The organism is Microbulbifer sp. S227A, assembly GCF_049800935.1.
Map to the genome: position 1 here is coordinate 140082 of NZ_JBNAFZ010000003.1, position 25349 is coordinate 165430.

Here is a 25349-nt window from a genome sequence, read left to right on the forward strand (position 1 = left end):
CGCCGCGTCTGACCGCTCCCGTCGCTGGGGGTCATTTCCGGCAAAAGGAGAAGCGACATGAAATTGCATGAACTGCGCGACAACGAAGGCGCAACCAAGAAACGCAAACGTATCGGCCGTGGTCCCGGCTCGGGCACCGGCAAGACCGGTGGCCGTGGTATCAAGGGTCAGAAATCGCGTTCGGGTGTTGCGATCAACGGTTACGAAGGCGGCCAGATGCCGCTCTACCAACGCCTTCCCAAGCGCGGCTTTAACAAGCCCAACCGGAAGTCCTTTGCCGTCGTGAACCTGGGGCTGATCCAGAAATTCATCGACGCCAAGAAGCTGGACGCGGGCAGCGCAATCACCGAGGATGCGCTGGTTGCCAGCGGCCTGGTGCGCCGCAAGCTGGACGGCATTCGCGTGCTGGCCAAGGGTGATCTGACCGCCAAGGTGACGCTGGAAGTCACCGGCGCCAGCAAGTCGGCCGTCGAAGCGGTCGAGAAAGCGGGCGGCTCTCTGACGGTCACGAAAGCGACCGCAGCAGAATAACGGGTTGTGAGCGGCGCTTATGCCGCTTACATATCCCTCAGTTTTCCATGACGCCGCCCGAGCCGGAGAACGGCCCAGGGCGGCGTTGTCATAAAAGAGACCCCATTCATGGTATCAGCAGCAGAGCAAATGGCGGCAAACACGAGTTGGTCCGCGCTCGGCAAGGCAACGGATCTTCGCAACCGCATCCTGTTCACCCTTGGTCTATTGATCGTCTATCGGCTTGGCACCTTCATCCCGGTGCCGGGGATCGACGGTATCGCACTGCGCGAGTTCATGGAGCAGGCAGGCCAGGGCATCGGCGGCATGGTTTCGATGTTCACCGGCGGCGCCCTGGGGCGGATGGGTATCTTTGCTCTGGGTATCATGCCCTATATCAGCGCCTCGATCATCGTCCAGCTGATGACCGCGATGGTGCCGCAGCTCGAACAGCTCAAGAAAGAGGGCGAGCAGGGGCGCAAGAAGATCAACCAGTATACCCGCTATGGCACGGTGCTTCTGGCGACGGTGCAGGCCTATGGCCTGGCGGTGTCGCTCGAGAGCGGGGAGCTGGCCCATGATCCGGGGATGTTCTTCCGTCTCTCGACCATGATCACGCTGGTCGGGGGCACCATGTTCCTGATGTGGCTGGGCGAACAGATCACCGCGCGCGGTATCGGCAACGGCATTTCGCTGATCATCTTTGTCGGCATCGTCGCCGAGATTCCCGCCGCCATCGCGCAGTTTCTGGCCAGCGGTCGCTCCGGCGCGGTCAGCCCCGCGGTGATCGTCGGCGTGATCGTGATGGTGATGGCGGTGATCACCTTTGTGGTGTTCATGGAGCGCGCCCTGCGCAAGATCCATATCCAGTATCCGCGCCGCCAGGTCGGCATGAAGGTCTATGACGGTGGCTCGTCGCACCTGCCGGTCAAGGTCAACCCCGCCGGCGTGATCCCGGCGATCTTTGCCAGCTCGCTGCTGCTGCTGCCGGTGACGATCTCGACCTTCTCGCAAGGGTCCGCCAGCGGCCCGGTGATGTCCTGGCTGCTCGCGAATTTCGGACCGGGCCAGCCGCTTTACCTGCTGTTCTTCGTTTCGATGATCGTGTTCTTCGCCTATTTCTACACGTTCAACGTCAGCTTCAAACCGGATGACGTGGCGGACAATCTCAAGAACCAGAACGGGTTCGTGCCCGGCATTCGCCCCGGCAAGAAGACGGCGGAATACCTGGAATACGTGGTCAACCGTATCCTGGTGATCGGTTCGGCCTACCTCGCCGCGGTCTGCCTGTTGCCGGAAATCCTGCGGGCGCAGTTTGCGATTCCCTTCTACTTTGGTGGGACTTCTTTGCTGATCGTCGTCAGCGTAACCATGGACACGATCCAGCAGGCCCAGAGCCATCTTCTGGCGCATCAGTATGAGGGCCTGATCGAGAAATCGCAGCTGCGGGGACGCAGCGGAGGCAAGAAACGGGGCAAGCGAGGACCTGCGCGTCGATGAATATCATATTGTTGGGACCGCCGGGCGCGGGCAAGGGCACACAGGCCCATCACCTGGTAGAAGCCCGCGGCATGGTGCAGCTCAGCACCGGCGACATGCTTCGCGAGGCCAAGAGCAGCGGCACCGAAATGGGCAACCGGGTTGCCGAGGTGATGGCGCGCGGCGAGCTGGTCACGGACGAGATCGTGATTGGCCTGATCCGCGAGAAACTCGAAGCGGGAGCCGCCGGCGGTTTCATCTTTGACGGTTTTCCGCGCACGCTGGCGCAGGCCGACGCCCTGGGCGAGCTGCTCGCGGAGAAGGGTGAGAGCCTGGATGCCGTGGTCGAAATGGAAGTCGATGACGAAACGCTGGTTCAGCGCGTCGTCAACCGTGCCAAGGAAGCTGCCGCCGCGGGCCGGCCGGTGCGCGCGGACGACAACGAAGACAGCATGCGCACGCGGCTCATGGAATATTACAAGAAAACCGCGCCGCTGATCGGCTATTACCACGCTAAGGGTCAGTTGGCGAAGGTCAACGGGCTGGGTCAGATCGCCGAGGTGCAAGCCTCGATTTCGGCCGTCCTCGACAGCTGACAGGCCGCGTTTTATGCGGCGTGTACCGGTGGTTCGGTGAATTTCCGATGCGGGGCTTGACGCTCGTTCGGAAACGCCCTAACCACCCCCATCCCGCAAGGGATATCAATCGCGCGTGCAGGATTCGCTCCTGCCGCATGACCACCTCGAAAATGTCGGACCCACTGGCGACACTGCCACGGTCAGACGTTGTGAAAAAAGGGTCTGGCGCTACGGACCCGCAACGAAAAGGAAAGTGACACGTGGCACGTATTGCCGGCGTAAATATCCCGACTGCCAAACGGGTTCCGATCGCCCTCACCTATATCACCGGTATTGGCACCACCACCGCCAAGTCGATCTGCGAAGGCGTCGGTATCGACCAGACCCGCCGCGTCAACGAATTGACCGATAGCGAGATCCTGCAGATCCGCGAATTCATCGATGCCAACCTGACCGTCGAAGGCGACCTGCGCCGTGAGACGCAGATGAACATCAAGCGCCTGATGGACCTGGGCTGCTATCGCGGTCTGCGCCATCGTCGCAACCTTCCGGTTCGCGGCCAGCGGACCCACACCAACGCTCGCACGCGCAAAGGCCCGGCAAAGGCCATCGCAGGCAAGAAGAAGTAAGGGGGCGGATCAATGGCACGTGACAAGACACGCATGAAGCGCAAAGAGCGCAAGAACATCGCCGCAGGTGTGGCGCATGTGAACAGCAGCTTCAACAACACCAAGATCCTGATCTCTGACGTTCAGGGCAACGCGATCAGCTGGTCGTCGGCTGGTACCATGGGCTTCAAGGGTTCGCGCAAATCGACCCCCTACGCCGCGCAGATGGCCGCCGAAGACGCAGGCCGCAAGGCGCAGGACCATGGCGTCAAGACGCTGGAAGTCGAAGTGCAGGGCCCCGGTTCCGGCCGCGAGAGCGCGCTGCGCGCCCTGGCCGCTGTCGGGTTCAACATCACCTCGATCCGCGACGTGACCCCGATGGCGCATAACGGCTGCCGTCCGCCTAAGCGCCGCCGCGTCTGATTACCCACGATCTGGCTGGGGCTGTGCGTCATTGCACGGCCCCAGTTCGTCATTTTGAAACCTCGGGCGCCCGTATCTATTTGGACATGGGATACAGGCAGGAATGGAGGGACACATGATCCACAAGAATTGGGCAGAGCTGATCAAACCGACCCAGCTGGACGTGAAGCCGGGCAACGATCCCGCACGTCAGGCGACCGTTGTCGCCGAGCCGCTGGAGCGCGGGTTCGGCCTGACCCTGGGCAATGCCCTGCGCCGCATCCTGATGAGCAGCCTGCAAGGCGCGGCCATCACCAGCGTTCAGATCGACAACGTTCTGCACGAATTCTCCAGCGTTGCCGGCGTCCGCGAGGACGTGACCGACATCATCCTGAACCTCAAGGGCGTCAGCCTGCGCATGGAAGTCGAAGGCCCCAAGCGCCTGTCGATCCAGGCCAAGGGCCCGGCGGTTGTGACCGCTGGCGACATCTCGGAATCCGCCGGTATCGAAGTTCTGAACCGCGACCACGTGATCTGCCACCTGGACGATGGCGCCGATCTGTTCATGGAACTGACCGTGAACACCGGCAAGGGCTATGTCTCGGCGGAAAAGAACAAGCCCGAAGATGCCCCCATCGGCCTGATCCCGATCGACGCGATCTATTCGCCCGTCAAGAAGGTCAGCTATGACGTGCAGCCGACCCGCGAAGGTCAGGTTCTGGACTATGACAAGCTGACCATGAAGGTGGAAACCGATGGGTCGCTGACCCCGGATGACGCGGTGGCCTTTGCCGCGCGTATCCTGCAGGATCAGCTGTCGATCTTCGTCAACTTTGACGAGCCCGAATCCGCTGGCCGCCAGGACGATGATGACGGTCTCGAGTTCAACCCGCTGCTGCTCAAGAAAGTGGACGAGCTGGAACTGTCGGTGCGTTCGGCGAACTGCCTGAAGAACGACAACATCGTCTATATTGGCGACCTGATCCAGAAAACCGAAGCCGAGATGCTGCGCACCCCGAACTTTGGCCGCAAGTCGCTGAACGAGATCAAGGAAGTGCTCTCGGGCATGGGCCTGCACCTGGGGATGGATGTCGAGGACTGGCCGCCAGACAACATCGAGGATCTCGCCAAGAAATTCGAAGACGCGTTCTAGGCGCGTCTTTTCAATGCCCGCGATTGCGGGGAAATCCGGGCGATACTGCCCCAACAGAGCCCCTGACACGCATCAGGGGCCGTACAAAGCATAAACCTTTAGAAGGACTACTGAAATGCGTCACGCACGTGGTTACCGCCGCCTGAACCGGACCCATGAACACCGCAAGGCGTTGTTCTCGAACATGGCCGGCTCGCTCATCGAGCACGAACAGATCAAGACGACCCTGCCCAAGGCAAAAGAACTGCGCCCGATCATCGAAAAGATGATCACGCTGGCCAAGCGCGGCGACATTCACGCCCGCCGTCAGGCCGCAAGCAAGCTGAAGGAAGACAAGGACGTCGCGAAGCTGTTCGACGTGCTCGGCCCCCGCTACAAGGACCGCCAGGGCGGTTATGTGCGCGTTCTCAAGGCCGGCTTCCGCTATGGCGACATGGCACCGATGGCGATCATCGAATTCGTTGACCGCGACCGCGATGCCAAGGGTGCCGCCGACAAGGCCCGCGAAGCAGCCGCCGAGGCCGCAGAAGAATAAATCGGACCCATCCGGCAGATTTCGGGAACCCCGCCTTGCAACAGGCGGGGTTCTGTTCGTTTGGGGGCGGGCCTGGGGGGCAATGCGCCCGCCGGTCGGTTCCGATGCTTGCAAAATCGCCGGTCGGGCCGCATATCCGGAGCATAGATCAGACCGGAGCCGCCCATGATCCGCCTTGCCGTTCTTGCCCTCGCCATACTCACCGCGCCCGTCGCGATGGCGGACACCCGCATTCCCCAGAGCCAGGCAGAAATCTCGCTTGGCTTTGCGCCGCTGGTCAAGCGTGCGGCCCCAGCGGTGGTCAATATCTATGCGCGCCGCGTGGTGGCCGCGCGGCCAACGCCGTTCATGAACGATCCGTTCTTCAAGGATTTCTTTCGCGGATTCGCCACCCCTCAGCCGCGGGTGCAGAATTCGCTGGGCTCGGGTGTCATCCTGTCGGCGGACGGGATCGTGGTGTCGAATTATCACGTGGTCGGCATGGCCACCGATATCCGGGTCGTGCTGTCGGATCGGCGCGAATACGAGGCGCGGGTGCTGCTGGGCGATGAAGAGGCGGATGTCGCGATCCTCAAGCTGGACGATGCCGAAGACCTGCCCTTTCTGCCGGTGCGCGATTCCGATCAGGTCGAGGTGGGCGAACTGGCCATGGCCATCGGCAACCCGTTTGGCATTGGTCAGACCGTAACCAGCGGCATCGTCTCGGGGCTGGCGCGGTCGGGCGCGGCGACGGGGCAGGCGCGCGGCTACTTCATCCAGACGGATGCGGCGGTCAATCCGGGCAATTCCGGCGGGGCGCTGATCGATGTGAACGGCAATCTCATCGGCATCAATACCTCGATCCTCAGCCGCTCTGGCGGTTCGAACGGCATTGGGTTTGCGATCCCGGCCAATCTGGTGGCGGAATTTGTTCATCAGGCCCGGTTGGGCAATGACCGGTTTGAACGCCCCTGGGCGGGCATGTCGGGGCAGATCGTCAATTCCGATCTGGCGGAGTCGCTGGGTCTCGCGGTGCCCGACGGTATCGTGATATCGGACCTGCACCCGTCCAGCCCCTTTGCACAGGCCGGCCTGGCGGTGGGCGATGTCATTACCCATGTGGGTGGTCAGCCGGTAAATTCGCCGCAAGAGATGCTGTTTCGCATGACCGTTGCCGGGATGGGCGAAAGCGCGCAGGTTACGTGGATGCGTGACAGCGAAGAACGCCAGAGCAGGGTTGCGATGCAGCCCGCCCCCGATGATCCGCCCGCGCAAGAGATGACGCTGGACGAGCGCACGGTGCTGCCGGACCTGTCGGTGGCACGGGCCAACCCGGCGGTGATCGCGCGTTTCGGCCTGCCGCTGAATACCGAAGGCGTGCTGGTGACCGATCCCGGCCCGCTTGGCGCGCGTGTCGGGCTTCAGACCGGCGACGTGATCCGCGAGATCAATGGCGACGAGATCGCGGCCAGCGGTGACGTGGAAACCGCGTTGACCCGTCCGGGGCGCAGTGTGCGGCTCGACCTGATGCGGCGCGGGCAACGGCTGAGCCTGCGGTTCCGGCTCTAGCCATGGCCGATCTGTTTGATACCGGGGACACCGCACCGACGGTGGCGCGCAATCGCCCGCTGGCGGACCGGCTGCGCCCTGCGTCACTGGCCGACGTGATTGGCCAGGAACAGGTGCTTGGCCCCGACGCGCCGCTGGGGGCGATGCTGGCGGCGGGCAGCCTCGGGAGCCTGATCCTCTGGGGGCCGCCGGGTGTGGGCAAGACAACCATCGCGCGGTTGCTGGCGGATGAGAGCGAGCTGCATTTCGTTCAGATCAGCGCGATTTTCACCGGCGTTCCCGAGCTGCGCAAGGTGTTTGATGCCGCAAAGATCCGCCGCCAGAACGGGCAGGGCACGCTGTTGTTCGTCGACGAGATCCACCGCTTTAACAAGGCGCAGCAGGACGGGTTCCTGCCGCATATGGAGGATGGCACGATCCTGCTGGTCGGGGCCACGACCGAGAACCCGTCATTCGAGTTGAACGCCGCCTTGCTCAGCCGGGCACAGGTCCTGGTGCTGGAGCGGTTGTCGCGCGCCGATCTTGAGCGACTGACACGGCGGGCCGAAACCGAGTTGGACCGGGCCTTGCCATTGACCCCGGCCGCGCGCGAGTCGCTGCATGAAATGGCTGATGGCGATGGTCGCGCCCTGCTCAACCTGATCGAACAGGTGATGGCCTGGAAATCCGACACAGCGCTGGATACCGAGGCGTTGGCCAGCCGTCTGATGCGGCGGGCGAGCAAATATGACAAGTCGGGAGACGAGCACTACAACCTGATCTCGGCGCTGCACAAATCGGTACGCGGGTCCGACCCGGACGCGGCGCTGTACTGGCTGGCGCGGATGTTGACCGGGGGCGAAGACCCGCGTTTCCTGGCCCGGCGGATCACCCGCATGGCGGTCGAGGATATCGGTCTTGCCGACCCGCAGGCGCAATCGATCTGCCTGCATGCCTGGGAGGTTTACGAGCGTTTGGGCAGCCCGGAAGGCGAGTTGGCGCTGGCGCAGGCCGTGGTCTATCTGGCGCTCGCCCCGAAATCGAACGGGGCCTATGTCGGCTACAAGGCGGCAATGGTGCTGGCTCGGAAAACCGGCAGCGAACCACCGCCCATGCATATCCTGAACGCGCCCACCTCGCTGATGAAGGATCAGGGATATGGTGCGGGCTATGCCTATGATCACGATGCCGAAGACGGGTTTTCCGGGCAGAACTATTTCCCCGACGGGGTCAAGCGCCCGGTGCTGTATCAACCGGTCGAGCGCGGGTTCGAACGCGAGTTGAAAAAGCGGCGGGACTATTTCTCCAGGCTGCGCACTCAGCGCGGCGGCTAACGCAGGCCGAGCGCCGGTGCGATATGGTCGTTGATCACCGCAACCGGCAACTGCCACGCCTGCGGGTCGTTGTAGCGCCCGGCATAGACCACCACCACGAGGCCAAGCCGTGGGCTGATCGACATGCGTTGACCGCCATTGCCGAATCCCGCCAGCCAGTTGGGCGGATCGCCCACCGGCGACAGCCACCAGTGATACCCATAGCGCAACGGTGCGGGCGCGGCGCGGGGGGTGGCCATCCGCGCGAGCCAGTCGCGCGACACGATGCGTTTGCCCGCATGGGTGCCACCGGCGGCGATCATCTCGCCAATGCGGGCCAGATCGCGGGCGGTCAGCCGCAGCCCAGATGCGGCAGAGGGCACGCCATCGGCCCCGGCGACCCATTCAAACCCGTCGATGCCCAGAGGATCAAAGAGGTTGAGCTTGGCAAACCGGTCCAGCGGCATCCCGGCCCCCCTGGCAATGAGCGCACCGATCAGCGCCGTTGCCCCACCGGAATAGGACCAATTGCTGCCGGGGTCGGCGATGATCGGTTGTTCCAACACATAGCGATATCTGTCCGGTGCAAGCTCCATCGCGATTTCACTGTTGCGCGGATCGGAATAGGGCAGGGTTTCGTCCCATTCCGTCCCCATCTGCATCGCAAGCGCATCGCCGATGGTGATCCGGTTGCGCGCGCTGCCTGCAAGGTCGGGATAATCCGGGAATTGCGCCAGCAGAGGCGCGTCGGGCCCGGCCACGAGCCCCTTGTCCAGCGCAATCCCATAGAGCAGCCCGGTCACGGATTTGGACACCGACCGCAGATCGTGCAACGTATCCGGGCCGTGCTGACGCAGGCCAAGCGGCTGTCCCCAGCGTTCGTCGGCTCCGTCGAAATAGAGTTCGGCCAGGGTTTCCCCGTCGCGCCGCACCAGGACCGCGTGCAACCCGTCGAGCTTGCCCGCCTCATGGGCCGCTTGGAGCCGGTCGTTCAGCGTTGTGTCATCGGCCAGCGCCATGCTGGCTGACAATATCGCGGGCAGGAAGAAAAGGTGTTTGGACATGACGTGCTTTCGTGGATCAGGGCGCGGGCCGACCATCGCCGTCTTGTGCCGGCTTGGCAAGCAACCGCTTTGCGCGGGCAGTGAAACGGGGGGCGCATGCGTGGCATTGCTTGACTCTGGAGGCCTGCCGCGCGACATCCGCGCCATGATATCTACGGTTTCTCTTGTGGCCCTGGGCGGGGCGATCGGCGCGGCGCTGCGCTATCTGTCGGGGCTTGGCGTCCTGCGGCTGTTCGGGCATGGCGACTTTCCCGTTGCCATCATCACGGTGAATGTCATCGGCTCGTTCCTGATGGGGGTGTTCGTGGTGGCCGCGGCGCAAAAGGGGCTGACCCATCTGAGCCCGCTGGTCATGACCGGCCTGCTTGGCGGGTTCACCACGTTCTCGGCCTTTTCGCTGGAAACCATGACTTTGATCGAGCGCGGCGCGACCGGGCAGGCGGCGCTTTACATTCTCTTGTCGGTCGGGCTCTCGGTCGGGGCCCTGGCGCTTGGCCTGATGATGGCACGTGGGGTATTTGCATGAGCGGGGTTCAGACCATCACCGTCGAAGAGGCGGATTCGGATCAGCGCATCGATCGCTGGCTGCGCCGGCTGTTTCCGCATGTCAGCCAGGGGCGCATCGAAAAGATGTGCCGCAAGGGCGAGCTGCGCGTCGATGGCGGGCGGGTCAAGGCGTCCAGCCGCGTGATCGCCGGGCAGGTGGTGCGCATTCCCCCATTGCCCGACAGCGAGCATCGCCCGGCGCCGAAACCGACGCGGATTTCGGATGCGGATGCACGCATGATCCAGTCCTGCGTGATCTACCGCGATGACGATGTTCTGGCCCTGAACAAGCCCGCCGGTCTGCCGGTACAGGGCGGCAGCGGTCAGACCCGGCATGTGGACGGCATGGCCGCCGCCCTGAGATTTGACGCGGAAGAAAACCCGCGCCTTGTGCATCGGCTCGACAAGGATACCTCGGGCGTGCTGCTCCTGGCGCGCACGCGGCAGGCGGCCAAAGGGCTGACGGCGGCGTTCCGGCACCGCAATACGCGCAAGATTTACTGGGCGTTGGTCGCGGGCGTGCCAACGCCCTATCTCGGCGAGATCAAGACCGGGCTGGTCAAGGCACCGGGCCACGGTCGCGGTGGCGAGGGCGAAAAGATGATCGCGGTTCACCCGGACGAGATCAACGACACACCCGGTGCCAAACGCGCGCATACGGTCTATGCCACGCTCTACCGGGTGGCCGGGCGGGCCTCGTGGGTTGCGATGGAACCGGTCACGGGGCGCACCCACCAGCTGCGCGCGCATATGTCCGAAATCGGGCACCCGATCATCGGCGATGGCAAATACGGCGGCTCGGGGCAGGAAAACATGGGCGATGGCTGGGGCGCGCAGCTGGGCGGCGTCATCAGCAAGAAACTGCATCTGCATGCCCGCCGCCTGTCATTCGAACATCCGGTCAGCCGCAAGACCGTGACCATCACCGCGCCGCTGCCCGACCACATGAAAGAAAGCTGGGATACGCTCGGCTGGACCGAGGATCTGGCAGCGGACGACCCGTTCGAGGAATTGTTTTGAGCGATCCACTGCGGCTGGCGATCTTTGATGTAGATGGCACGCTGGTTGACAGCCAGGGTGCGATTGTCGCCGCCATGACGGTGGCGTTTGACGATCTTGGGCTGCCGGTGCCGGCGCGCGGCGACATCCTGTCGACGGTGGGCCTGTCGCTGGATCGGACCATCGCGCGGCTGGCCCCGGCACAACCGCCCGCTAGCCAGGCGCGTTTGGTGGATGGCTATAAACAGGCCTATCGCGCCCATCGCATCGCCCATGGGGCGGCAGCGGAATCGCCGCTCTATCCCGGTGCCGCCGAGATGCTTGGGCAACTGGCGGCGCGAACCGATCTGGTTCTCGGGATCGCCACCGGAAAATCCCAGCGGGGTTTGGCGGCGCTGCTCGAGGCGCATGACCTGGAGCGGGTTTTCGTCACCCGCCAGAATGCCGATTTCCACCCGTCCAAACCGCACCCGTCGATGATCCTCGCGGCGATGGCCGAGGTAGGCGCGGACCGCGGCGATGTGATCATGATCGGCGATACCAGCTTTGACATGGAAATGGCCCGCGCGGCACGAATCCCCGCCATCGGGGTCAGCTGGGGCTATCACGGGGTGCAACAGTTGCAGCTCGCCGATCGGATTGTTCACGGGTTCGACGAGATTCCGGGCGCAATGGACCAAATCTGGAATACAACCACATGAGCGCGAACAAGCAAAAACGGTTCTGGACAACCACGACAATTGTCACCGAGGCCGACGGGTTCGGCGTGGCACTTGATCAGCGCCGCATCAAGACCCCGGCCAAGGCGGCGTTGCTGTTGCCGACGCGGGTGATGGCCGAGGCAGTGGCGGCGGAATGGGAGTCGCAGCAGGAGGTGATCGATCCGCTGAGCATGCCGGTCACACGGTCGGCCAATGCCGCCATCGACAAGGTCCGTCACCAGCATTCCGAAGTTGCTGATATGCTCGCGGCCTATGGGGATACGGATCTCTTGTGTTATCGGGCGGATGCGCCCGCAGAGCTGGTCGCGCGCCAATCGGAACATTGGGACCCGCTGCTGGACTGGGCACATGACAGCCTTGGCGCGCGCCTGATCCCGTGCAGCGGGGTCATCCATCAGCCACAACCCGAAGATGCGCTTGCCCGCCTGCGCGAACGGGTCCACCGGATGTCGGATTTCGAACTTGCCGCCTTTCATGACCTCGTCAGCCTGTCCGGTTCCCTGATCCTCGGATTTGCCGCCGCCGCGGGCCTGCGCGAGGCCGACGACATCTGGCAGCTCTCGAGGCTGGACGAGACATGGCAGGAAGAGCAGTGGGGCGTCGATGACGAGGCCCGCCAGCAGGCGGAGATCAAGCGCCGTGCGTTTTTGCACGCAAAGCGGTTCATGGAACTTTGCCAGACAACGATGCGGTGAACGCCATCATGGCTGCCCCGGGGGCAACTCGGGCCGCGCAGATTGAATTGTTGGTTCCAAGGCTTGACGTTTGCAAAGGAATGCGCCCAAACTTGGCCCCACTGAAGGGGGCAGCCCTTTCTTCGGTGTATCCATCGGTATGACAGGTACCGGGCAAACCATCCAGGATTCGGGTGGAAAATCAGGAAGAGGTAATCATGAAAAAATCCGTACTTTTTGGCGCACTAACGGTCGCCGGCGTCGCAGCGGGGGCCGCTTCGGCCGGCACGTTGGATGACGTCAAGGCACGTGGCAAGCTGAACTGCGGTGTGACCACCGGTCTGGTGGGTTTTGCGGCGCCGGATGCGAATGGCGAGTGGAAAGGCTTTGACGTCGATGTCTGCCGTGCCGTCGCTGCGGCGGTTCTGGGTGACGGTACGGCCGTCGAATTCGTGCCCACGACCGGCAAGACGCGCTTTACCGCGCTGGCCTCGGGCGAAATCGACCTGCTGGCCCGCAACACCACCTGGACCTTCTCGCGGGATGTGGACCTCAAGTTCGAATTCGTCGGCGTGAACTATTACGACGGCCAGGGCTTCCTGGTTCCCAAGGAACTGGGCGTCAGCTCTGCCAAGGAACTGGATGGCGCGACCGTCTGTATCCAGACCGGCACCACGACCGAGCTGAACCTCGCGGATTTCTTCCGCTCCAACAACATCAGCTATGAGCCGGTTCCGATCGAGACCAATGCCGAAGGTCAGCAGCAATACCTGGCCGGGGCCTGCGATGCCTATACCACCGACGCGTCGGGGCTGGCCTCGACCCGTGCGACCTTTGAAGACCCGACCGCACACGTGATTCTGCCGGAAATCATCTCGAAAGAGCCGCTCGCGCCGCTGGTGCGTCATGGCGACAACGAATGGGCGGACGTGGTGCGCTGGACTCTCAACGCGCTGATCGCGGCGGAAGAGCTGAACGTGACCTCTGCCAACCTGGGCGAGCTTGCCGCGGGCACCGAGAACCCCGAGATCAACCGTCTGCTGGGCACCGAGGGCACCCTAGGCGAGATGCTCGGACTGGATGCCGACTGGGCGCAGAAAGCGATCACGGCCGGCGGCAACTATGGCGAGATCTTTGCCAAGAACATCGGTGAAACCACCCCGATCGGCCTGGCGCGCGGTCTGAACGCGCAATGGACCGACGGTGGCCTGCTGTACGCACCGCCGTTCCGCTAAGATACACGGAAACGGGGCGCAGGACATCCTGCGCCCCATTTTTTTCCGCAACACACTTTGATCCCGGACGAGCGCGGGCCAACCGCGCCGTAAGAAGAAATCAAAGGAAACAGGGATACATTTCATGACGACAATCACGGATCCACCGACCGAGCAGTTTCGCCTGTCGATGCTGCTCAACGACACCCGTTATCGCTCAGCCACCTTCCAGGCCATCGCGGTGATCTTGCTCGTTGCCTCGATCGCCTATCTCGGATCGAACCTTGCCAAGAACCTGCGCGAGGCCGGGCTGAACATCTCGTTCAGCTTCCTGGGAACACCAGCGGGTTATGACATCAACCAGACGCTGATTTCCTATAGCAACCAGGACACCAACCTGCGCGCCGCGCTTGTGGGTATCCTGAATACGCTGCTGGTCGCGTTCCTGGCCTGTGTCACGGCGACCATCCTGGGCGTTTTCGCGGGGGTGCTGCGCCTGTCGCAGAACTGGCTGGTGCGCAAGCTGATGTCGTTTTATGTCGAGATCTTCCGGAACATCCCGGTTCTGATCTGGATCCTGATCATCTATGGCGTCATGACGGTGTCAATGCCGGGGCCGCGCGCCTTTCGCGGTGACAATGCCACCGCGTCGATGTTCCTTGACTCGGTCGCCATCACCAACCGGGGTATCTATATCCCCGCGCCGGTCTGGGGGCCGGGTTCGATGGTCGTGGTCGCGGTGTTTGTGCTGTCGGTCTTCGGGGTCTTTGCCTATCGCCGCTACGCAACCAAGCTGCTTTATGACACCGGTCGCCTGCTGCCGATGATGTGGCCGTCGATCGCGATCTTCTTTGTCCCCACCTTGCTGGCCTTCCTTGTCATGGGGGCGCCCATCGGGCTGGACTATCCGGCGCTCAAGGGGTTCAACTTTCAGGGTGGTATCAAGATCGGCGCGCCGCTGATCGCCCTGTGGTTCGCTCTGTCGGTCTATACCGGTGCCTTTATCGCCGAGAACGTGCGCGCCGGCATCCAGGCGGTGAGCAAGGGGCAGACCGAAGCCGCCGCCGCGCTTGGCCTGCGCCCAGGTCGCATCATGAACCTGGTCGTGTTGCCCCAGGCGCTGCGGGTGATCATCCCGCCGCTGATCTCGCAATATCTCAATATCACCAAGAACTCGTCGCTGGCGATTCTTGTGGGCTATGCGGACATCACCGCGACGCTGGGCGGGATCACGATGAACCAGACCGGGCGCGCCATCGAATGCGTGCTGCTGCTGATGCTGTTCTACCTGGTGATTTCGCTGTGCATTTCGCTGGTGATGAATATCTACAACAACGCAACCAAGCTGAAGGAGCGGTGAGGGATGGCTGATCTTGACAACAAACCCGCCGTCGCCTTTGTGCGCGACAAACCGATCCCGGCCTCGGAACCGCCGTCCAACGCTTCCGGCCCGGTTCGCTGGGTTCAGGAAAACCTGTTCCCGACCTGGGGCAACGCGCTGCTGACGGTTGTGTCGCTCTACGTGATCTACGTGGTGCTGAGTTCGACGCTGCCCTGGATGCTGGGCGGGGTGTGGAACACCACGTCGCTCTCGGAATGCCGCGAAGTTCTCCAGGGTCGCTCTGCCGCCTGTTTCTCGGTGCTCAGCGAACGCTGGAACCAGTTGATGTTCGGTTTCAAATACCCGCCTGAATTCTACTGGCGTCCGACACTGGCATTTTTCCTGATGCTGGTTGCGGCGGCTCCGGTGCTGTTCTTTGATCTGCCGCGCAAGATGCTGATCTTTACAGGGCTTTACCCGTTCATCGCCTTCTGGCTGATCTGGGGCGGGACGATCCTGTCGCCGCTGCTGGCGCTGGCGGGCTGTGTGCTGGGCTATGCCGCCTATTCGAAATGGGTCGGCAAGAGCTTTGCGGCCGGCTTTTTCGGGGGCATCGCCGTGGCCTTTGTCTTCTGGTGGATCGGCGGGTGGCTGATCCCCGAGGGCGCATCGGAAAACGCGATGTTGCCGGCGGTGGCCAGCCGCGACCTGGGGGGCTTCATGCTCAACATGATGCTTGGCGTGACCTGCGTTTCGCTGTCGGTGCCGCTGGGGATCGCTCTGGCGCTCGGGCGGCAGTCCGACCTGCCGATCGTCAAGGGCATCTGCGTGATCTTCATCGAGTTCATCCGCGGCGTGCCGCTTATCACCCTGCTGTTCGTGGCGAGCGTGATGCTGGCCTACCTGTTCCCGCCCGATGCCACGGTCGACCTGTTCCTGCGCGTGGTGATCATGATCACCATGTTCTCGGCGGCCTATATCGCCGAGGTGATCCGGGGCGGTCTCGCGGCCTTGCCCAAGGGGCAGAAAGAGGCCGCCGACAGCCTGGGGCTGGACTATCCCCAGGCCATGCGGCTGATCATCCTGCCGCAGGCGCTCAAGATCTCGATCCCTGGCATCGTCAACGTGGCGGTTGGCCTTTTCAAGGACACCACGCTGGTTTCGGTGATCTCGATGTTCGACGTTGTCGGCATGATCCGGGGCCCGCTGCTGGCATCGACGGAATGGAATGGCGTGTACTGGGAATTGTTCCTGTTCGCGGCAGTCCTGTTTTTCGTCGTCTGCTATAGCATTTCACAATATTCGCAGTGGCTTGAACGCCGCCTCGCGACAGATCACCGTTAAAGAGAGGGCTGAAAATGGCCGAATCCGCACGTTTGCAAGTCTCCGACGAAGTTGCGATCACCATCAGCAATATGAACAAATGGTACGGCACGTTCCACGTGCTGCGCGACATCGACCTGACGGTTTACCGGGGCGAGCGTATCGTCATCTGTGGCCCGTCGGGCTCGGGCAAGTCCACGCTGATCCGCTGTATCAATGCGCTGGAGGAACATCAGAAAGGCAAGATCGTCGTTGACGGGATCGAATTGTCCTCCGACCTCAAGAACATCGACAAGATCCGCTCCGAGGTTGGCATGTGCTTTCAGCACTTCAACCTGTTCCCGCATCTGACGATCCTTGAAAACTGCACGCTGGCGCCGATCTGGGTGCGCAAGATCCCCCAGAAGGAAGCGCAGGAAACCGCGATGCATTTCCTTGAAAAGGTAAAGATCCCGGACCAGGCCGACAAGTATCCCGGACAGTTGTCCGGTGGCCAGCAACAGCGGGTGGCAATTGCACGGTCGTTGTGCATGAAGCCGCGCGTGATGTTGTTTGACGAACCGACATCGGCGCTTGATCCCGAGATGATCAAGGAGGTGCTCGACACCATGATCGAGCTGGCCGAAGAGGGCATGACGATGCTTTGCGTGACCCACGAGATGGGGTTTGCCCGCCAGGTGGCGAACCGCGTGATCTTTATGGATGCGGGGCAGATCGTCGAACAGAACGAGCCGGAAGAGTTCTTTAACAATCCGCAGAGCGAGCGGACCCAGCTGTTCCTGAGCCAGATTCTCGGACACTGACGGCCTTCGCCCGGGTGGGCGGCTTTACGGGGCGGGGCAGGTGACTGTTCCGCCCTTTTGCATGGCAAACGCGGCGGTCAGGCCATCAATTCGCGGGGAATGACGAATTCCAGAACCTCGCCGGTGCGCGGTTCGATCCGGTCCCAGTCCGCGATGTCAAATGACATGACCACCGTTGCCCCGGTGGGAAAATCGGCAAAGCGCGGATGATCCGGGGCGGTGGCCGCCAGCGCCTGTGCAAACAGGCTGATGCCCGGATTGTGCCCGATCATCAGCACCGTGTTGCCACTGGCGGTTTCCAGCACCAGCTGCATTTCGGCGGCATCCGCGTGGTACAGCGTGCGGGTGAAATCGGCCGTCAGCGACAGGCCCAGCCCGGCAAAGGTCTCTTGCGTTCTGGTCGCGGTCGAGACCAGCGCCTGGTCGGGCTGCCAGGGTTTGGTCGCCAGCCATTCAGCGAGCGCCGTGGCCGAGCGCCGGCCACGCTTGTTCAGGGGGCGGTCATGATCGGCCAGCGTGTAATCATCCCAGCTGGACTTGGCATGGCGCATCAGGATCAGGGTGCGGGTCATTTCGGATGGAACGCTTTCATGTGTAGGGCGGATTGGGCCGGAAGGCGGTTTGCCCCGGCGCTGATCGGGCAGGCTCGTCTGGCGGCACAGCCATTCTGCATGCAGTCCTGACCCGCCGCCGTGTCGAGATAAGCATGACAGGCGGCAAGATCATAGGGCTGTGTCTCGCTGAGCGCGCCAACCGGGCAGGCGGTGGTGCAAGGGCGCGTCGGGCAGGTGGCGCAGGGCGAGTCATCCGTGCGCGCGGGCAGGGGCAGCTCCGCCTGAAAATGCAGCGCCCCGCGATAGGAAATCATCAAGCCGACCGTGTCATGAACCAACATTCCGGTCGGGCTGGAATGGGCACGTCCCGATTGCGTCGCCCAGTTGATGAAGGGGGCGTAAGGCGGGCCGCCAAACGGAAAATACGGCGCGGCCCCATGGCGGTCGGCCAATTGCGTCACAACGCGCGTAGACCAGCGGTCGACCGGGTCCGCGCGGCCGTCCCTTGCTTCGTCCGAAGCGGTGAATTTCGGCCAGAACCCCGGCCCGCAGCCGAGCAGGATCAGCGTGCCATGCGACAGGTCGCGCACCGGCACCCGCGCCGGATAAACCGCCCCCATCATCAACAGGCCATGTTTGACAAGCTGTTGAGCCAACTGGCCCGGCAATGCGGCGCTTTCGGTTGCGGATGCGCCCGGGGCATCCATCGCCTTAGTCCGGTCGAATGATGGAACCGGCGCCGTGCTCGGTAAACAGCTCGAGCAGGCAGGCATTCGGCGCGCGCCCATCCAGGATGACCGCCGCCCGCACGCCCCGTTCGATGGCGTCAAGCGCGGTTTCCGTTTTGGGAATCATCCCGCCGGCGATCACGCCTTCGCGGGTCATCTCGCGTATCTGCTCGGCCCTGAGCTCGGTCACAACTTCGCCCTCGGCATTCTTGACCCCGGAAACATCGGTGAGCAGCAGCAGCCGGTCCGCCTTGAGCGCCCCGGCAATGGCCCCTGCGGCGGTGTCACCATTGACGTTGAACGTCTCGCCATCGCGCCCGGCCCCCAGCGGTGCGATCACCGGGATCATGTCGCGTTCAAACAACGTGTGCAGCAGCTTGACATCCATGGTCGCCGGCGTGCCGACAAAACCCAGCGACGGATCGGTCTGATCGCAGATCATCAGGTTTGCATCCTTGCCGGAAATGCCCACCGCGCGGCCGCCCTGTCGGTTGATCGCCTGCACGATCCGCTTGTTCACCAGCCCGGACAGCACCATCTCGACCACTTCGACGGTGGCGGTGTCGGTGACACGCTTGCCGTTGACGAATTCCGACTTGATTTCCAGCTTGTCGAGCAACGCGTTGATCATCGGCCCGCCGCCATGCACGATTACCGGGTTCACCCCGACCTGCTGCATCAGCACGATGTCGCGGGCAAAGCTGTCCATCGCCTCATCGCTGCCCATGGCGTGGCCGCCCAGCTTGATGACAACAATGGCGTCGGTATAGCGTTGCAGATAGGGCAGGGCGCTTGACAATGTCGAGGCCGTGGAAATCCAGTCGCGGTTCATTTGCCGTGTCTTCATGTTGCTCATCCGTTCGTTACAGGGATGTCATGGTTTGCCGCCCGGCTGCAAGGGCTCAGATCAGCCCGGCGATAATGGCGCGTAGCGTGTCGATCCCGTCGCCCTTTTCGGATGAGGTCAGAACGATTTCGGGAAAGGCCGCGGGATGTTTCGCCAGGGCTTCGCGCACCTGCGCCAGCACCCGGTCACGATCCTTGGTCTTGACCTTGTCGGCCTTGGTCAGAACGCATTGAAAGGTCACCGCCGCGCCATCGAGCAGTTTCATGATCTCGGCATCCACCGGTTTCACCCCATGCCGCGAGTCGATCAGCACAAAGGCCCGGCGCAGGGTCTGGCGGCCCGACAGGTATTGCTTGAGCAGGCGTTGCCATTTTTCCACCACCGGCAGCGGCGCGTTGGCATAGCCATAGCCGGGCAGGTCGACCAGATAGAGCTCCGGCCCCTGCGAGAAAAAGTTGATCTCTTGGGTGCGCCCCGGCGTGTTCGACGCCCGGGCCAGCGCCTTGGTGCCGGTCAGTGCGTTGATCAGGGTGGATTTCCCGACATTCGAACGACCGGCGAAACAGACCTCGACCCGGTCAGCCGGGGGCAGGCCCGACATCGCGACGACACCCTTGATGAACTCGGATTCGCGCGCAAAGAGCAACCGCCCGGTCTCGGCATGTGCCGCATCGGGGGCCTCGGCCAGGGGAAATGTCATCTGCATCAGCGGGCTCGCCTCGTGTTGTCGCATGGCTGGCGCCCCGGCTTGCCCCTGTCAGGGCGGCCCGGGACGCGCGTGGCCGATGTCATGGCCGGTAGCGTGGGCAGGCTGCCACCTGCGCCGATCAGTCCTTTTCCGACTTTGCCTTCCGTCGGAAGCCGGCCTTGATATTGCCGAATACGTCCGGTTTGTAACCCTGGCTGCGCATGATCAGGTATTGCTGGGTGAACGTGATGGTGTTGTTCGCGATCCAGTAGACCACCAGGCCGCTGGCAAAGCTTCCGAGCATGAACATGAACACCCATGGCATCCAGGCAAAGATCATCTGCTGGGTGGGATCGGTGGGGGCCGGGTTCAGCTTTTGTTGCAGCCACATGGAGATGCCGAGCAGCAAGGGCAGGATGCCGATAAAGATCGTTGCCATCAGCGTTCCCGGTTCGGGGCCGGCAATCGGCAGCAGGCCGAACAGGTTCATGATCGAGGTCGGGTCCGGGGCCGAAAGGTCCTGGAAGGGGCCGAACCACGGGGCCTGGCGCAGTTCGATGGTGACAAAGATCACCTTGTAGAGCGAAAAGAAGATCGGGATCTGCAAGAGAATGGGCAAGCAGCCGGCGGCCGGGTTCACCTTTTCCTTCTTGTAGAGTTCCATCATGCCTTGCTGAAGCTTCTGGCGGTCATCCCCCGCAGCTTCCTTCAGCTTTTCCATCTGCGGCTGCAATTCCTTCATCTTGGCCATCGAAACGTAGGATTTGTAGGCCAGCGGGAACAGCACCGCCTTGATGATCAGGGTCAGGCCGATGATCGACCAGCCCATGTTGCCGATCAGCACGTGGATATTGTGCAACAGCCAGAAGATCGGCTTGGTCAGGAAAAAGAACCAGCCCCAGTCGATGCTGTCGATAAAGTTCTGGATGCCGCCCTTTTCATATTCGCGCAGCACATTCCATTCCTTGGCCCCGGCGAAAAGCTGGGTTGTGACAGTCGTGGATTGTCCATCGGCGACGGTTTCCGTCGACAGCTTGGCAGTGGTCTGGAAAATGTCGCGCGCTGTGTCGTGCAGGGCGCTGACCTTGAACGGGGTGCCGGGCTCGGGAATGAGCGTCGACATCCAGAAGTGGTCGGTGAACCCGATCCAGCCGTTCTCGGTGATGGCGGTTTCGGCAGCCTCGGCGGCGGGCGGCATGTCGTCATAGTCGATTTCGTCCAGCGTGCCGTCCGCCATCGACACAACACCCTCGTGCAGGATGAAGAAGTTCTTGAGATCCGCGGGCTCGCCGTGGCGCGCCAGGATACCATAGGGGGCTAGGCTCACCGTGCCGCCCGAACTGTTTTCAACCGACTGGCTGACGGTGAACATGTATTCGTCATCAACCGACAGCTCACGTCGGAAGGTCAGGCCATTGCCGTTGTCCCAGGCGAGGGTCACCGGGGAACCGACCGCAAGCGTGTCGCCGGATTCCACCGTCCATTCGGTGTTGGCGCCGGGAACCTGATCCAGCGACAGCCCGGCTCCGGGGGCCCATCCGTACAGCGCATAATAGGCCGAGGGGGTCCCGACGGGCGACAGCAGCTTTACGATCGGCGAGTCGGGATCGCGTGTTTCGCGGTAATCCTTGAGCGAAAGGTCGTCGATCCGCCCACCGAGGAGCGACACGCTGCCGGTGAGGCGCGGGGTGTCGATCTCGATCCGGGGGGCTTCTGCCAGGGTCTCTTCACGGACCTGCGCCTGTGCCGCGGGAGAGGCGGGGACATCGGCGGCGGTGGGGGCGGCGGCCAGGGCTTCGCCCTCGATCTCCTGCGTCATCGCGTCGGGTTCCGGGGCGGGTTCGGGCTCGGGGGGGGGAAACAGAACGAACCAGACGAGGATCACCACGAAACTGAGCGCGGTTGCGAGAATGAGATTCTTGTTCTGATCGTCCATCTGGGACAGCCACCTTGTACAGTCTATGACAGGGTGGGTTCAACAGAGTAGCGCCGGGAAGGTCAAGCGGATTCGCCCTGTTTTCCGCGCTTGCAGACCCCGCCGCGCGGCAAACTAGCCCGCGTCACGTCCAATTCTGGGCGCATCGCGCAGTTTTGCCAGGTGGCTCGCGACCCATTCCTGCGTCTGCTCAAAGGGCATGGGGCGGGCGATGCCAAAGCCCTGCACATGGTCGCAACCAAGCTGCGCCAGCAAGGCGTGTTCGCCGACGGTTTCCACACCTTCCGCCAGGGTCTCCATGTCCAGCCTTTCGGCCATTGACAGGATCGCGCCGACCAGGCGCTGCTGGTCGGGATCACGGTCGGCCTTGCTGACAAAGGACCGGTCGATCTTGATGCGCGAAACCGCAAAGCGCCGGATGGCCGAGATCGAGGCCTGGCCGGTGCCAAAGTCATCAAGGTCGATCCGGCATCCCAGCTGGGCAAGGCCGGCGATGTTGCTGGTGACGGTATCGTCCGGACAGTCGGAAACCACGGTTTCGAGGATTTCCACCGTGAGACGTTCGGGAGCCAGATCGAACCGGTCGAGTTCCCAGCGGACCCTGTCGACAAGACCGGGGTTACGCAGCTCGTCCGTTGCAAAGTTGACCGAGACACGGGGAACCTGCAGCCCGGCCTTGTCCCAGGTCTTGAGCGCGGTCAGCGATTGGTAGAGTATGACTTGTCCCAGCCGTTCCATGAGCCCGGCCTCTTCCAGTATCGGCAGGAACGTATCGGGCGCGATCAGGCCATGGGTCTGGTGTGTCCAGCGCGCCAACGCCTCGAACCCGGTGACCCGGCCCGTATCGGCGGAAATCTGCGGTTGGAACCAGGGCTGGATACGGCCATTTTCAAGCGCGCTCGCGGCATCGTCGCGCAGTTCGGAGCGCAGGTCAGATTTCTTGCGGGTCTCGGCGGAATAGGCGCGAATGGCAGAGGGCGAAATCTGTTTCGCCTCGGCAAGCGCATCCGAGGCGGCGGTCAGCCAGTCCTGCGCCGTGTCGCCCGGTGCACGGCTGTGCAGGCAAAATCCGATCGAACAGGAGAGATAGACGGACAATCCGTCCACCGAAACCGGTTCTTCCAGGGCGGATTGCAGCCGACCGGATATCTGAATGCAGATTTCGAGGTCAAGCTGGCGCACCGGCATCAGACAGATCGCAAAGCGCGAATCCCCCATTCGCGCCACCGTATCGCCGTCGCGCAGCACCGAGACCAGCCGAGCGCCACTTCGTTGAATGAGCAGATCGGTCGCCGCCCGGCCATGGCGTTCGATCGTTTTGCCGTGATCGTCGAGTTCCAGAACGAAACAGGCCGAGCGCAACCCCGGCGCCGCCGCGGATTTATGGACATGCTCGAGCGTCGCATCAAACCCGTCGCGCAATATCAGGCCGGTCACGCTATCCCGCGGCACCTGCGCCCGCCCGGAACCGAGACCAAAGCCCCCGGTCGAGGCCAGCAAAAGCGGAAAGCCAAGCGAGACGAGGAGCAGCGCCAGTTCGCCGCCAAACCAGAATGCCGCCAGCGTGACGGCCGGCAGGAACGCCAGGATCGGCGGACCGGTCAGCACCGGGGCGATCCGTTCCTGCAATCGGGTCAGCAGGCCGAGCGATGGGTTGGACATGACTTCATCTTTCGCAAACTGGCAGCGCGGGCTCAGTGCAAACTAGATGTCGGTCTCTGACCCTGCGGTTAACGCAGTGCAGGAATTTCCTGCGGATTTTCTGCTATTTTTCCTGGATTCCGTAAAAGTCCCGCGAAATCAAATAGTTTCGGGTCAAGGAGATGCGACGGGCGGGCATTCATTAGGCTGCGGAACATGACCTGGCGGCGGCCCGGACTGTTGGCCTCCCAGCCGTCGAGAATCTGTTTTACCTGCTGGCGCTGCAACCCGTCCTGGCTGCCGCAGAGGTCGCAGGGAATGATCGGATATTGCATGGCGGCGGCGAATTTTTCGCAATCGGCCTCGGCCACATGCGCCAACGGGCGGAGCACGAACAGGTCCCCCTCTTCGTTGACCAGCTTGGGCGGCATCGTGGCCAGCCGCCCGCCGTGAAACAGGTTCATGAAGAAGGTTTCGAGAATGTCGTCGCGGTGATGGCCCAAAACCACGGCCGAGCAGCCTTCCTCGCGGGCAATGCGATAGAGGTTGCCTCGCCGCAGGCGCGAACACAACGCACAGAATGTACGGCCCGCGGGCACCTTGTCGACCACGATGGAATAGGTGTCCTGGTATTCGATCCGATGCGGCACGCCCATCCGCTCCAGAAACTCCGGCAACACCGTGGCGGGAAAGCCCGGCTGCCCCTGATCCAGATTGCAGGCCAAAATGTCGACCGGCAACAAACCGCGCCATTTCAGCTCCAGCAGGATCGCCAGGAGCGTGTAGCTGTCCTTGCCGCCGGACAGGCAAACCAGCCAGCGCGCATTGCTGCCTTCGACCATGCCGTATTGCTCCACGGCTTCGCGCACGTTGCGAACGATCCGCTTGCGCAGCTTGCGGAACTGCGTGGTCTGCGGGGCACCCTGGAAGATGTGGTGTATGTCATCGAGATCATCGGTCATGGCCTGCGGTATATGGCAGAGTCCTGTCTGGCGAAAACCCCCTATCGCCAATCGCGGCCGTCAGCGTGGACTGTCACCGGGAATTGCCGCACCACCGACTGGCCGGGGCATCTTCACCCGCTATGACGCGCGGGTCAGGGGATGACGATGTTCAGGGTATCCACCTTGGGCCGGGTCCAAACCACGGTTGCAGACCGACAAGGGCAACCTTGATCTGTCGTGTTCCAACCCATGCCCAGCGGAAGAGCATCCGGCGCGTGGGCGCGGTAAATCCACCGGTCCCGGACAGGCCAATCGGCGCTCGTGCGGCAGCATCGCGACGGGGATTCGGGCTCCAACAGACCCTAGCGGAGCGTCTGGCGCAGGTCTTGCAGATAGGCCGGGAGGTCTCGGGCAGGCAGCGTTGCCTCGCGCACCAGCCTGTCGAAATGCCGGGTGAAGGTCTCGATCCGGTCGCGATCGCGGAAGGCGATGTAATGCCCGCCGGCATAGAAGACGCAGAGCAATGGTCCGAAGATGGTCAGGGGCGCGCTGTAGAGCCGTTGGGCGTCAAAAAGGTAGAGGCGCATGCGCGGGTAGAGTTGATCGGTCAATTCGATGAACCGGTCCAGTTGATCTCGCCGAATGGTGAGCGGGAGCGCTTCGTAGTAACCGCTGCCCTGTACAAAGCTCTCGAGCTCGTATCGTGGCATGGCAATTTCATAGTCAGATTGCGTGCTGCGCATCCATTTGAGACGATCCTCCGAGGCTCCTATCGCCTGATCCGCGGTTCGACCGAGATGTGGCGCATATTCCCATTCAAGCAGGGCACGGGTTTTCAACATGTCGGGCAGGGCGGCGGGGACGTGACGGATCTTGTAGCCGGCGGCTTCGCGATGCCAATCGAAAATGCGTTCATCGACCAGTGCCCGCGGGGCTTCGCTGAGGCTGAGGCTGTGGGCCAGCAGGTCGGCGGCGCTTTCTGGACGGTCGGAAAGGGAAAGCAACCAGTCCGCCGAGACCCCGAGTGCTGCGGCGCAGGCACCCACCACATGGCCATTGGGCAGGCGGGCCCCTTCATCGGTCAACAGTTGCGAAATCGTCGAGCGATCCACCCCGATATCGCGGGCGAGCGCGCTCTGGCTGGTGTTTGTCTCGCGCATGGCGCGGGCCAGGCGGGTGCGGAAGTGATCGGCGCGCAGGCGTTTGTCCATATTTGGCATCATGGTGTGATATATATCAC

The 25349-nt window shown here is 62.7% G+C and carries 26 protein-coding genes; 17 read left to right on the forward strand and 9 right to left on the reverse strand.

What is annotated here, in order from left to right; translation table 11 throughout:
• Nucleotides 1-57 precede the first annotated feature (57 nt).
• The 9 genes from rplO (at nucleotide 58) to ACP15R_RS08455 (ending at nucleotide 8126) form a co-directional block, all read left to right on the forward strand.
• Complete coding sequence (rplO, locus tag ACP15R_RS08415; protein WP_424985956.1) at nucleotides 58-531, forward strand: 50S ribosomal protein L15; 474 nt, start codon at nucleotides 58-60, stop codon at nucleotides 529-531.
• 129 nt (nucleotides 532-660) lie between these two features.
• Nucleotides 661-2010: a preprotein translocase subunit SecY gene (gene secY / locus ACP15R_RS08420; RefSeq protein WP_424986372.1), complete on the forward strand. Its 1350-nt coding sequence runs from the start codon at nucleotides 661-663 to the stop codon at nucleotides 2008-2010.
• A complete protein-coding gene (locus ACP15R_RS08425; protein WP_424985957.1) occupies nucleotides 2007-2585 on the forward strand; it encodes an adenylate kinase in 579 nt (192 codons plus the stop codon). The genes secY and ACP15R_RS08425 overlap by 4 nt, the downstream gene beginning before the upstream one ends.
• 242 nt (nucleotides 2586-2827) lie before the next feature.
• Nucleotides 2828-3196, forward strand: a complete 369-nt coding sequence (gene rpsM, locus ACP15R_RS08430) for a 30S ribosomal protein S13 (protein WP_424985958.1) — start codon at nucleotides 2828-2830, stop codon at nucleotides 3194-3196.
• A 12-nt stretch (nucleotides 3197-3208) separates the two neighbouring features.
• Nucleotides 3209-3598, forward strand: coding sequence for a 30S ribosomal protein S11 (gene rpsK / locus ACP15R_RS08435; RefSeq protein ID WP_369955787.1), 390 nt, complete (start codon nucleotides 3209-3211; stop codon nucleotides 3596-3598).
• A gap of 115 nt (nucleotides 3599-3713) precedes the next feature.
• Complete coding sequence (locus tag ACP15R_RS08440) at nucleotides 3714-4730, forward strand: DNA-directed RNA polymerase subunit alpha (RefSeq protein WP_424985959.1); 1017 nt, start codon at nucleotides 3714-3716, stop codon at nucleotides 4728-4730.
• A gap of 115 nt (nucleotides 4731-4845) precedes the next feature.
• The gene (rplQ, locus tag ACP15R_RS08445; protein ID WP_424985960.1) at nucleotides 4846-5265 is read left to right on the forward strand and encodes a 50S ribosomal protein L17; all 420 of its coding nucleotides are present in this window, start codon (nucleotides 4846-4848) and stop codon (nucleotides 5263-5265) included.
• A 165-nt stretch (nucleotides 5266-5430) separates the two neighbouring features.
• Nucleotides 5431-6813, forward strand: coding sequence for a trypsin-like peptidase domain-containing protein (locus tag ACP15R_RS08450; RefSeq protein ID WP_424985961.1), 1383 nt, complete (start codon nucleotides 5431-5433; stop codon nucleotides 6811-6813).
• A gap of 2 nt (nucleotides 6814-6815) precedes the next feature.
• Nucleotides 6816-8126: a replication-associated recombination protein A gene (locus tag ACP15R_RS08455; protein WP_424985962.1), complete on the forward strand. Its 1311-nt coding sequence runs from the start codon at nucleotides 6816-6818 to the stop codon at nucleotides 8124-8126.
• Here the strand turns inward: ACP15R_RS08455 and ACP15R_RS08460 are convergent.
• Nucleotides 8123-9169, reverse strand: a complete 1047-nt coding sequence (locus ACP15R_RS08460) for a serine hydrolase domain-containing protein (protein ID WP_424985963.1) — start codon at nucleotides 9167-9169, stop codon at nucleotides 8123-8125. The two genes, ACP15R_RS08455 and ACP15R_RS08460, sit on opposite strands and share 4 nt — an antisense overlap.
• A gap of 100 nt (nucleotides 9170-9269) precedes the next feature.
• Between ACP15R_RS08460 and crcB the strand changes: the two genes are divergently transcribed.
• The 8 genes from crcB to ACP15R_RS08500 all read left to right on the forward strand — a co-directional run bounded on the left by crcB (nucleotide 9270) and on the right by ACP15R_RS08500 (nucleotide 16771).
• Nucleotides 9270-9695, forward strand: coding sequence for a fluoride efflux transporter CrcB (crcB, locus tag ACP15R_RS08465; RefSeq protein ID WP_424985964.1), 426 nt, complete (start codon nucleotides 9270-9272; stop codon nucleotides 9693-9695).
• Nucleotides 9692-10735 carry an RluA family pseudouridine synthase gene (locus ACP15R_RS08470; RefSeq protein ID WP_424985965.1) on the forward strand — a complete coding sequence of 348 codons (1044 nt, stop codon included), beginning with the start codon at nucleotides 9692-9694 and terminating at the stop codon, nucleotides 10733-10735. The genes crcB and ACP15R_RS08470 overlap by 4 nt, the downstream gene beginning before the upstream one ends.
• Nucleotides 10732-11415 (forward strand): HAD-IA family hydrolase, encoded by a 684-nt coding sequence (locus ACP15R_RS08475; RefSeq protein WP_424985966.1) that lies wholly within the window; start codon nucleotides 10732-10734, stop codon nucleotides 11413-11415. The genes ACP15R_RS08470 and ACP15R_RS08475 overlap by 4 nt, the downstream gene beginning before the upstream one ends.
• Nucleotides 11412-12131, forward strand: coding sequence for an ATP12 family chaperone protein (locus tag ACP15R_RS08480; protein ID WP_424985967.1), 720 nt, complete (start codon nucleotides 11412-11414; stop codon nucleotides 12129-12131). Before ACP15R_RS08475 ends, ACP15R_RS08480 begins: the two co-directional genes overlap by 4 nt.
• A gap of 197 nt (nucleotides 12132-12328) precedes the next feature.
• A complete protein-coding gene (locus ACP15R_RS08485; RefSeq protein WP_424985968.1) occupies nucleotides 12329-13345 on the forward strand; it encodes an amino acid ABC transporter substrate-binding protein in 1017 nt (338 codons plus the stop codon).
• Between the two features lie 124 nt (nucleotides 13346-13469).
• Nucleotides 13470-14684 (forward strand): amino acid ABC transporter permease, encoded by a 1215-nt coding sequence (locus ACP15R_RS08490; protein WP_424985969.1) that lies wholly within the window; start codon nucleotides 13470-13472, stop codon nucleotides 14682-14684.
• 3 nt (nucleotides 14685-14687) lie between these two features.
• Nucleotides 14688-15989 carry an amino acid ABC transporter permease gene (locus ACP15R_RS08495; RefSeq protein ID WP_424985970.1) on the forward strand — a complete coding sequence of 434 codons (1302 nt, stop codon included), beginning with the start codon at nucleotides 14688-14690 and terminating at the stop codon, nucleotides 15987-15989.
• Between the two features lie 14 nt (nucleotides 15990-16003).
• Complete coding sequence (locus tag ACP15R_RS08500) at nucleotides 16004-16771, forward strand: amino acid ABC transporter ATP-binding protein (protein WP_424985971.1); 768 nt, start codon at nucleotides 16004-16006, stop codon at nucleotides 16769-16771.
• Between the two features lie 77 nt (nucleotides 16772-16848).
• On the opposite strand, the gene ACP15R_RS08505 is transcribed toward ACP15R_RS08500, so the two are convergent.
• The 8 genes from ACP15R_RS08505 to ACP15R_RS08540 all read right to left on the reverse strand — a co-directional run bounded on the left by ACP15R_RS08505 (nucleotide 16849) and on the right by ACP15R_RS08540 (nucleotide 25320).
• Nucleotides 16849-17343, reverse strand: a complete 495-nt coding sequence (locus ACP15R_RS08505; protein WP_424985972.1) for a SixA phosphatase family protein — start codon at nucleotides 17341-17343, stop codon at nucleotides 16849-16851.
• Nucleotides 17340-18032 carry a hypothetical protein gene (locus ACP15R_RS08510; protein ID WP_424985973.1) on the reverse strand — a complete coding sequence of 231 codons (693 nt, stop codon included), beginning with the start codon at nucleotides 18030-18032 and terminating at the stop codon, nucleotides 17340-17342. Before ACP15R_RS08510 ends, ACP15R_RS08505 begins: the two co-directional genes overlap by 4 nt.
• 4 nt (nucleotides 18033-18036) lie before the next feature.
• Nucleotides 18037-18900: an acetylglutamate kinase gene (gene argB, locus ACP15R_RS08515; RefSeq protein ID WP_424985974.1), complete on the reverse strand. Its 864-nt coding sequence runs from the start codon at nucleotides 18898-18900 to the stop codon at nucleotides 18037-18039.
• Nucleotides 18901-18955: 55 nt separating this feature from the next.
• Complete coding sequence (gene yihA, locus ACP15R_RS08520; protein WP_424985975.1) at nucleotides 18956-19633, reverse strand: ribosome biogenesis GTP-binding protein YihA/YsxC; 678 nt, start codon at nucleotides 19631-19633, stop codon at nucleotides 18956-18958.
• Between the two features lie 94 nt (nucleotides 19634-19727).
• On the reverse strand, nucleotides 19728-21524 hold the full coding sequence (gene yidC, locus ACP15R_RS08525; protein ID WP_424985976.1) for a membrane protein insertase YidC: 1797 nt from the start codon (nucleotides 21522-21524) through the stop codon (nucleotides 19728-19730).
• Nucleotides 21525-21638: 114 nt separating this feature from the next.
• Entirely contained in the window at nucleotides 21639-23186 is a 1548-nt protein-coding gene (locus tag ACP15R_RS08530) for a putative bifunctional diguanylate cyclase/phosphodiesterase (RefSeq protein WP_424985977.1), read from the reverse strand.
• A 68-nt stretch (nucleotides 23187-23254) separates the two neighbouring features.
• On the reverse strand, nucleotides 23255-24127 hold the full coding sequence (gene ttcA / locus ACP15R_RS08535; protein ID WP_424985978.1) for a tRNA 2-thiocytidine(32) synthetase TtcA: 873 nt from the start codon (nucleotides 24125-24127) through the stop codon (nucleotides 23255-23257).
• Between the two features lie 344 nt (nucleotides 24128-24471).
• Nucleotides 24472-25320 carry a helix-turn-helix domain-containing protein gene (locus ACP15R_RS08540; protein WP_424985979.1) on the reverse strand — a complete coding sequence of 283 codons (849 nt, stop codon included), beginning with the start codon at nucleotides 25318-25320 and terminating at the stop codon, nucleotides 24472-24474.
• Nucleotides 25321-25349: the final 29 nt, after the last annotated feature.

Excerpts from the sequence above, each read along its gene's own strand:
- rplO (WP_424985956.1), top strand. The coding sequence starts at position 58 with ATGAAATTGCATGAACTGCGCGACAACGAAGGCGCAACCAAGAAACGC.
- secY (WP_424986372.1), top strand. The coding sequence starts at position 661 with ATGGCGGCAAACACGAGTTGGTCCGCGCTCGGCAAGGCAACGGATCTT.
- ACP15R_RS08425 (WP_424985957.1), top strand. The coding sequence starts at position 2,007 with ATGAATATCATATTGTTGGGACCGCCGGGCGCGGGCAAGGGCACACAG.
- rpsK (WP_369955787.1), top strand. The coding sequence starts at position 3,209 with ATGGCACGTGACAAGACACGCATGAAGCGCAAAGAGCGCAAGAACATC.
- ACP15R_RS08440 (WP_424985959.1), top strand. The coding sequence starts at position 3,714 with ATGATCCACAAGAATTGGGCAGAGCTGATCAAACCGACCCAGCTGGAC.
- rplQ (WP_424985960.1), top strand. The coding sequence starts at position 4,846 with ATGCGTCACGCACGTGGTTACCGCCGCCTGAACCGGACCCATGAACAC.
- ACP15R_RS08450 (WP_424985961.1), top strand. The coding sequence starts at position 5,431 with ATGATCCGCCTTGCCGTTCTTGCCCTCGCCATACTCACCGCGCCCGTC.
- ACP15R_RS08455 (WP_424985962.1), top strand. The coding sequence starts at position 6,816 with ATGGCCGATCTGTTTGATACCGGGGACACCGCACCGACGGTGGCGCGC.
- ACP15R_RS08460 (WP_424985963.1), bottom strand. The coding sequence starts at position 9,169 with ATGTCCAAACACCTTTTCTTCCTGCCCGCGATATTGTCAGCCAGCATG.
- ACP15R_RS08470 (WP_424985965.1), top strand. The coding sequence starts at position 9,692 with ATGAGCGGGGTTCAGACCATCACCGTCGAAGAGGCGGATTCGGATCAG.
- ACP15R_RS08480 (WP_424985967.1), top strand. The coding sequence starts at position 11,412 with ATGAGCGCGAACAAGCAAAAACGGTTCTGGACAACCACGACAATTGTC.
- ACP15R_RS08485 (WP_424985968.1), top strand. The coding sequence starts at position 12,329 with ATGAAAAAATCCGTACTTTTTGGCGCACTAACGGTCGCCGGCGTCGCA.
- ACP15R_RS08490 (WP_424985969.1), top strand. The coding sequence starts at position 13,470 with ATGACGACAATCACGGATCCACCGACCGAGCAGTTTCGCCTGTCGATG.
- ACP15R_RS08495 (WP_424985970.1), top strand. The coding sequence starts at position 14,688 with ATGGCTGATCTTGACAACAAACCCGCCGTCGCCTTTGTGCGCGACAAA.
- ACP15R_RS08500 (WP_424985971.1), top strand. The coding sequence starts at position 16,004 with ATGGCCGAATCCGCACGTTTGCAAGTCTCCGACGAAGTTGCGATCACC.
- ACP15R_RS08505 (WP_424985972.1), bottom strand. The coding sequence starts at position 17,343 with ATGACCCGCACCCTGATCCTGATGCGCCATGCCAAGTCCAGCTGGGAT.
- ACP15R_RS08510 (WP_424985973.1), bottom strand. The coding sequence starts at position 18,032 with ATGGATGCCCCGGGCGCATCCGCAACCGAAAGCGCCGCATTGCCGGGC.
- argB (WP_424985974.1), bottom strand. The coding sequence starts at position 18,900 with ATGAAGACACGGCAAATGAACCGCGACTGGATTTCCACGGCCTCGACA.
- yihA (WP_424985975.1), bottom strand. The coding sequence starts at position 19,633 with ATGCGACAACACGAGGCGAGCCCGCTGATGCAGATGACATTTCCCCTG.
- yidC (WP_424985976.1), bottom strand. The coding sequence starts at position 21,524 with ATGGACGATCAGAACAAGAATCTCATTCTCGCAACCGCGCTCAGTTTC.
- ACP15R_RS08530 (WP_424985977.1), bottom strand. The coding sequence starts at position 23,186 with ATGTCCAACCCATCGCTCGGCCTGCTGACCCGATTGCAGGAACGGATC.
- ttcA (WP_424985978.1), bottom strand. The coding sequence starts at position 24,127 with ATGACCGATGATCTCGATGACATACACCACATCTTCCAGGGTGCCCCG.
- ACP15R_RS08540 (WP_424985979.1), bottom strand. The coding sequence starts at position 25,320 with ATGGACAAACGCCTGCGCGCCGATCACTTCCGCACCCGCCTGGCCCGC.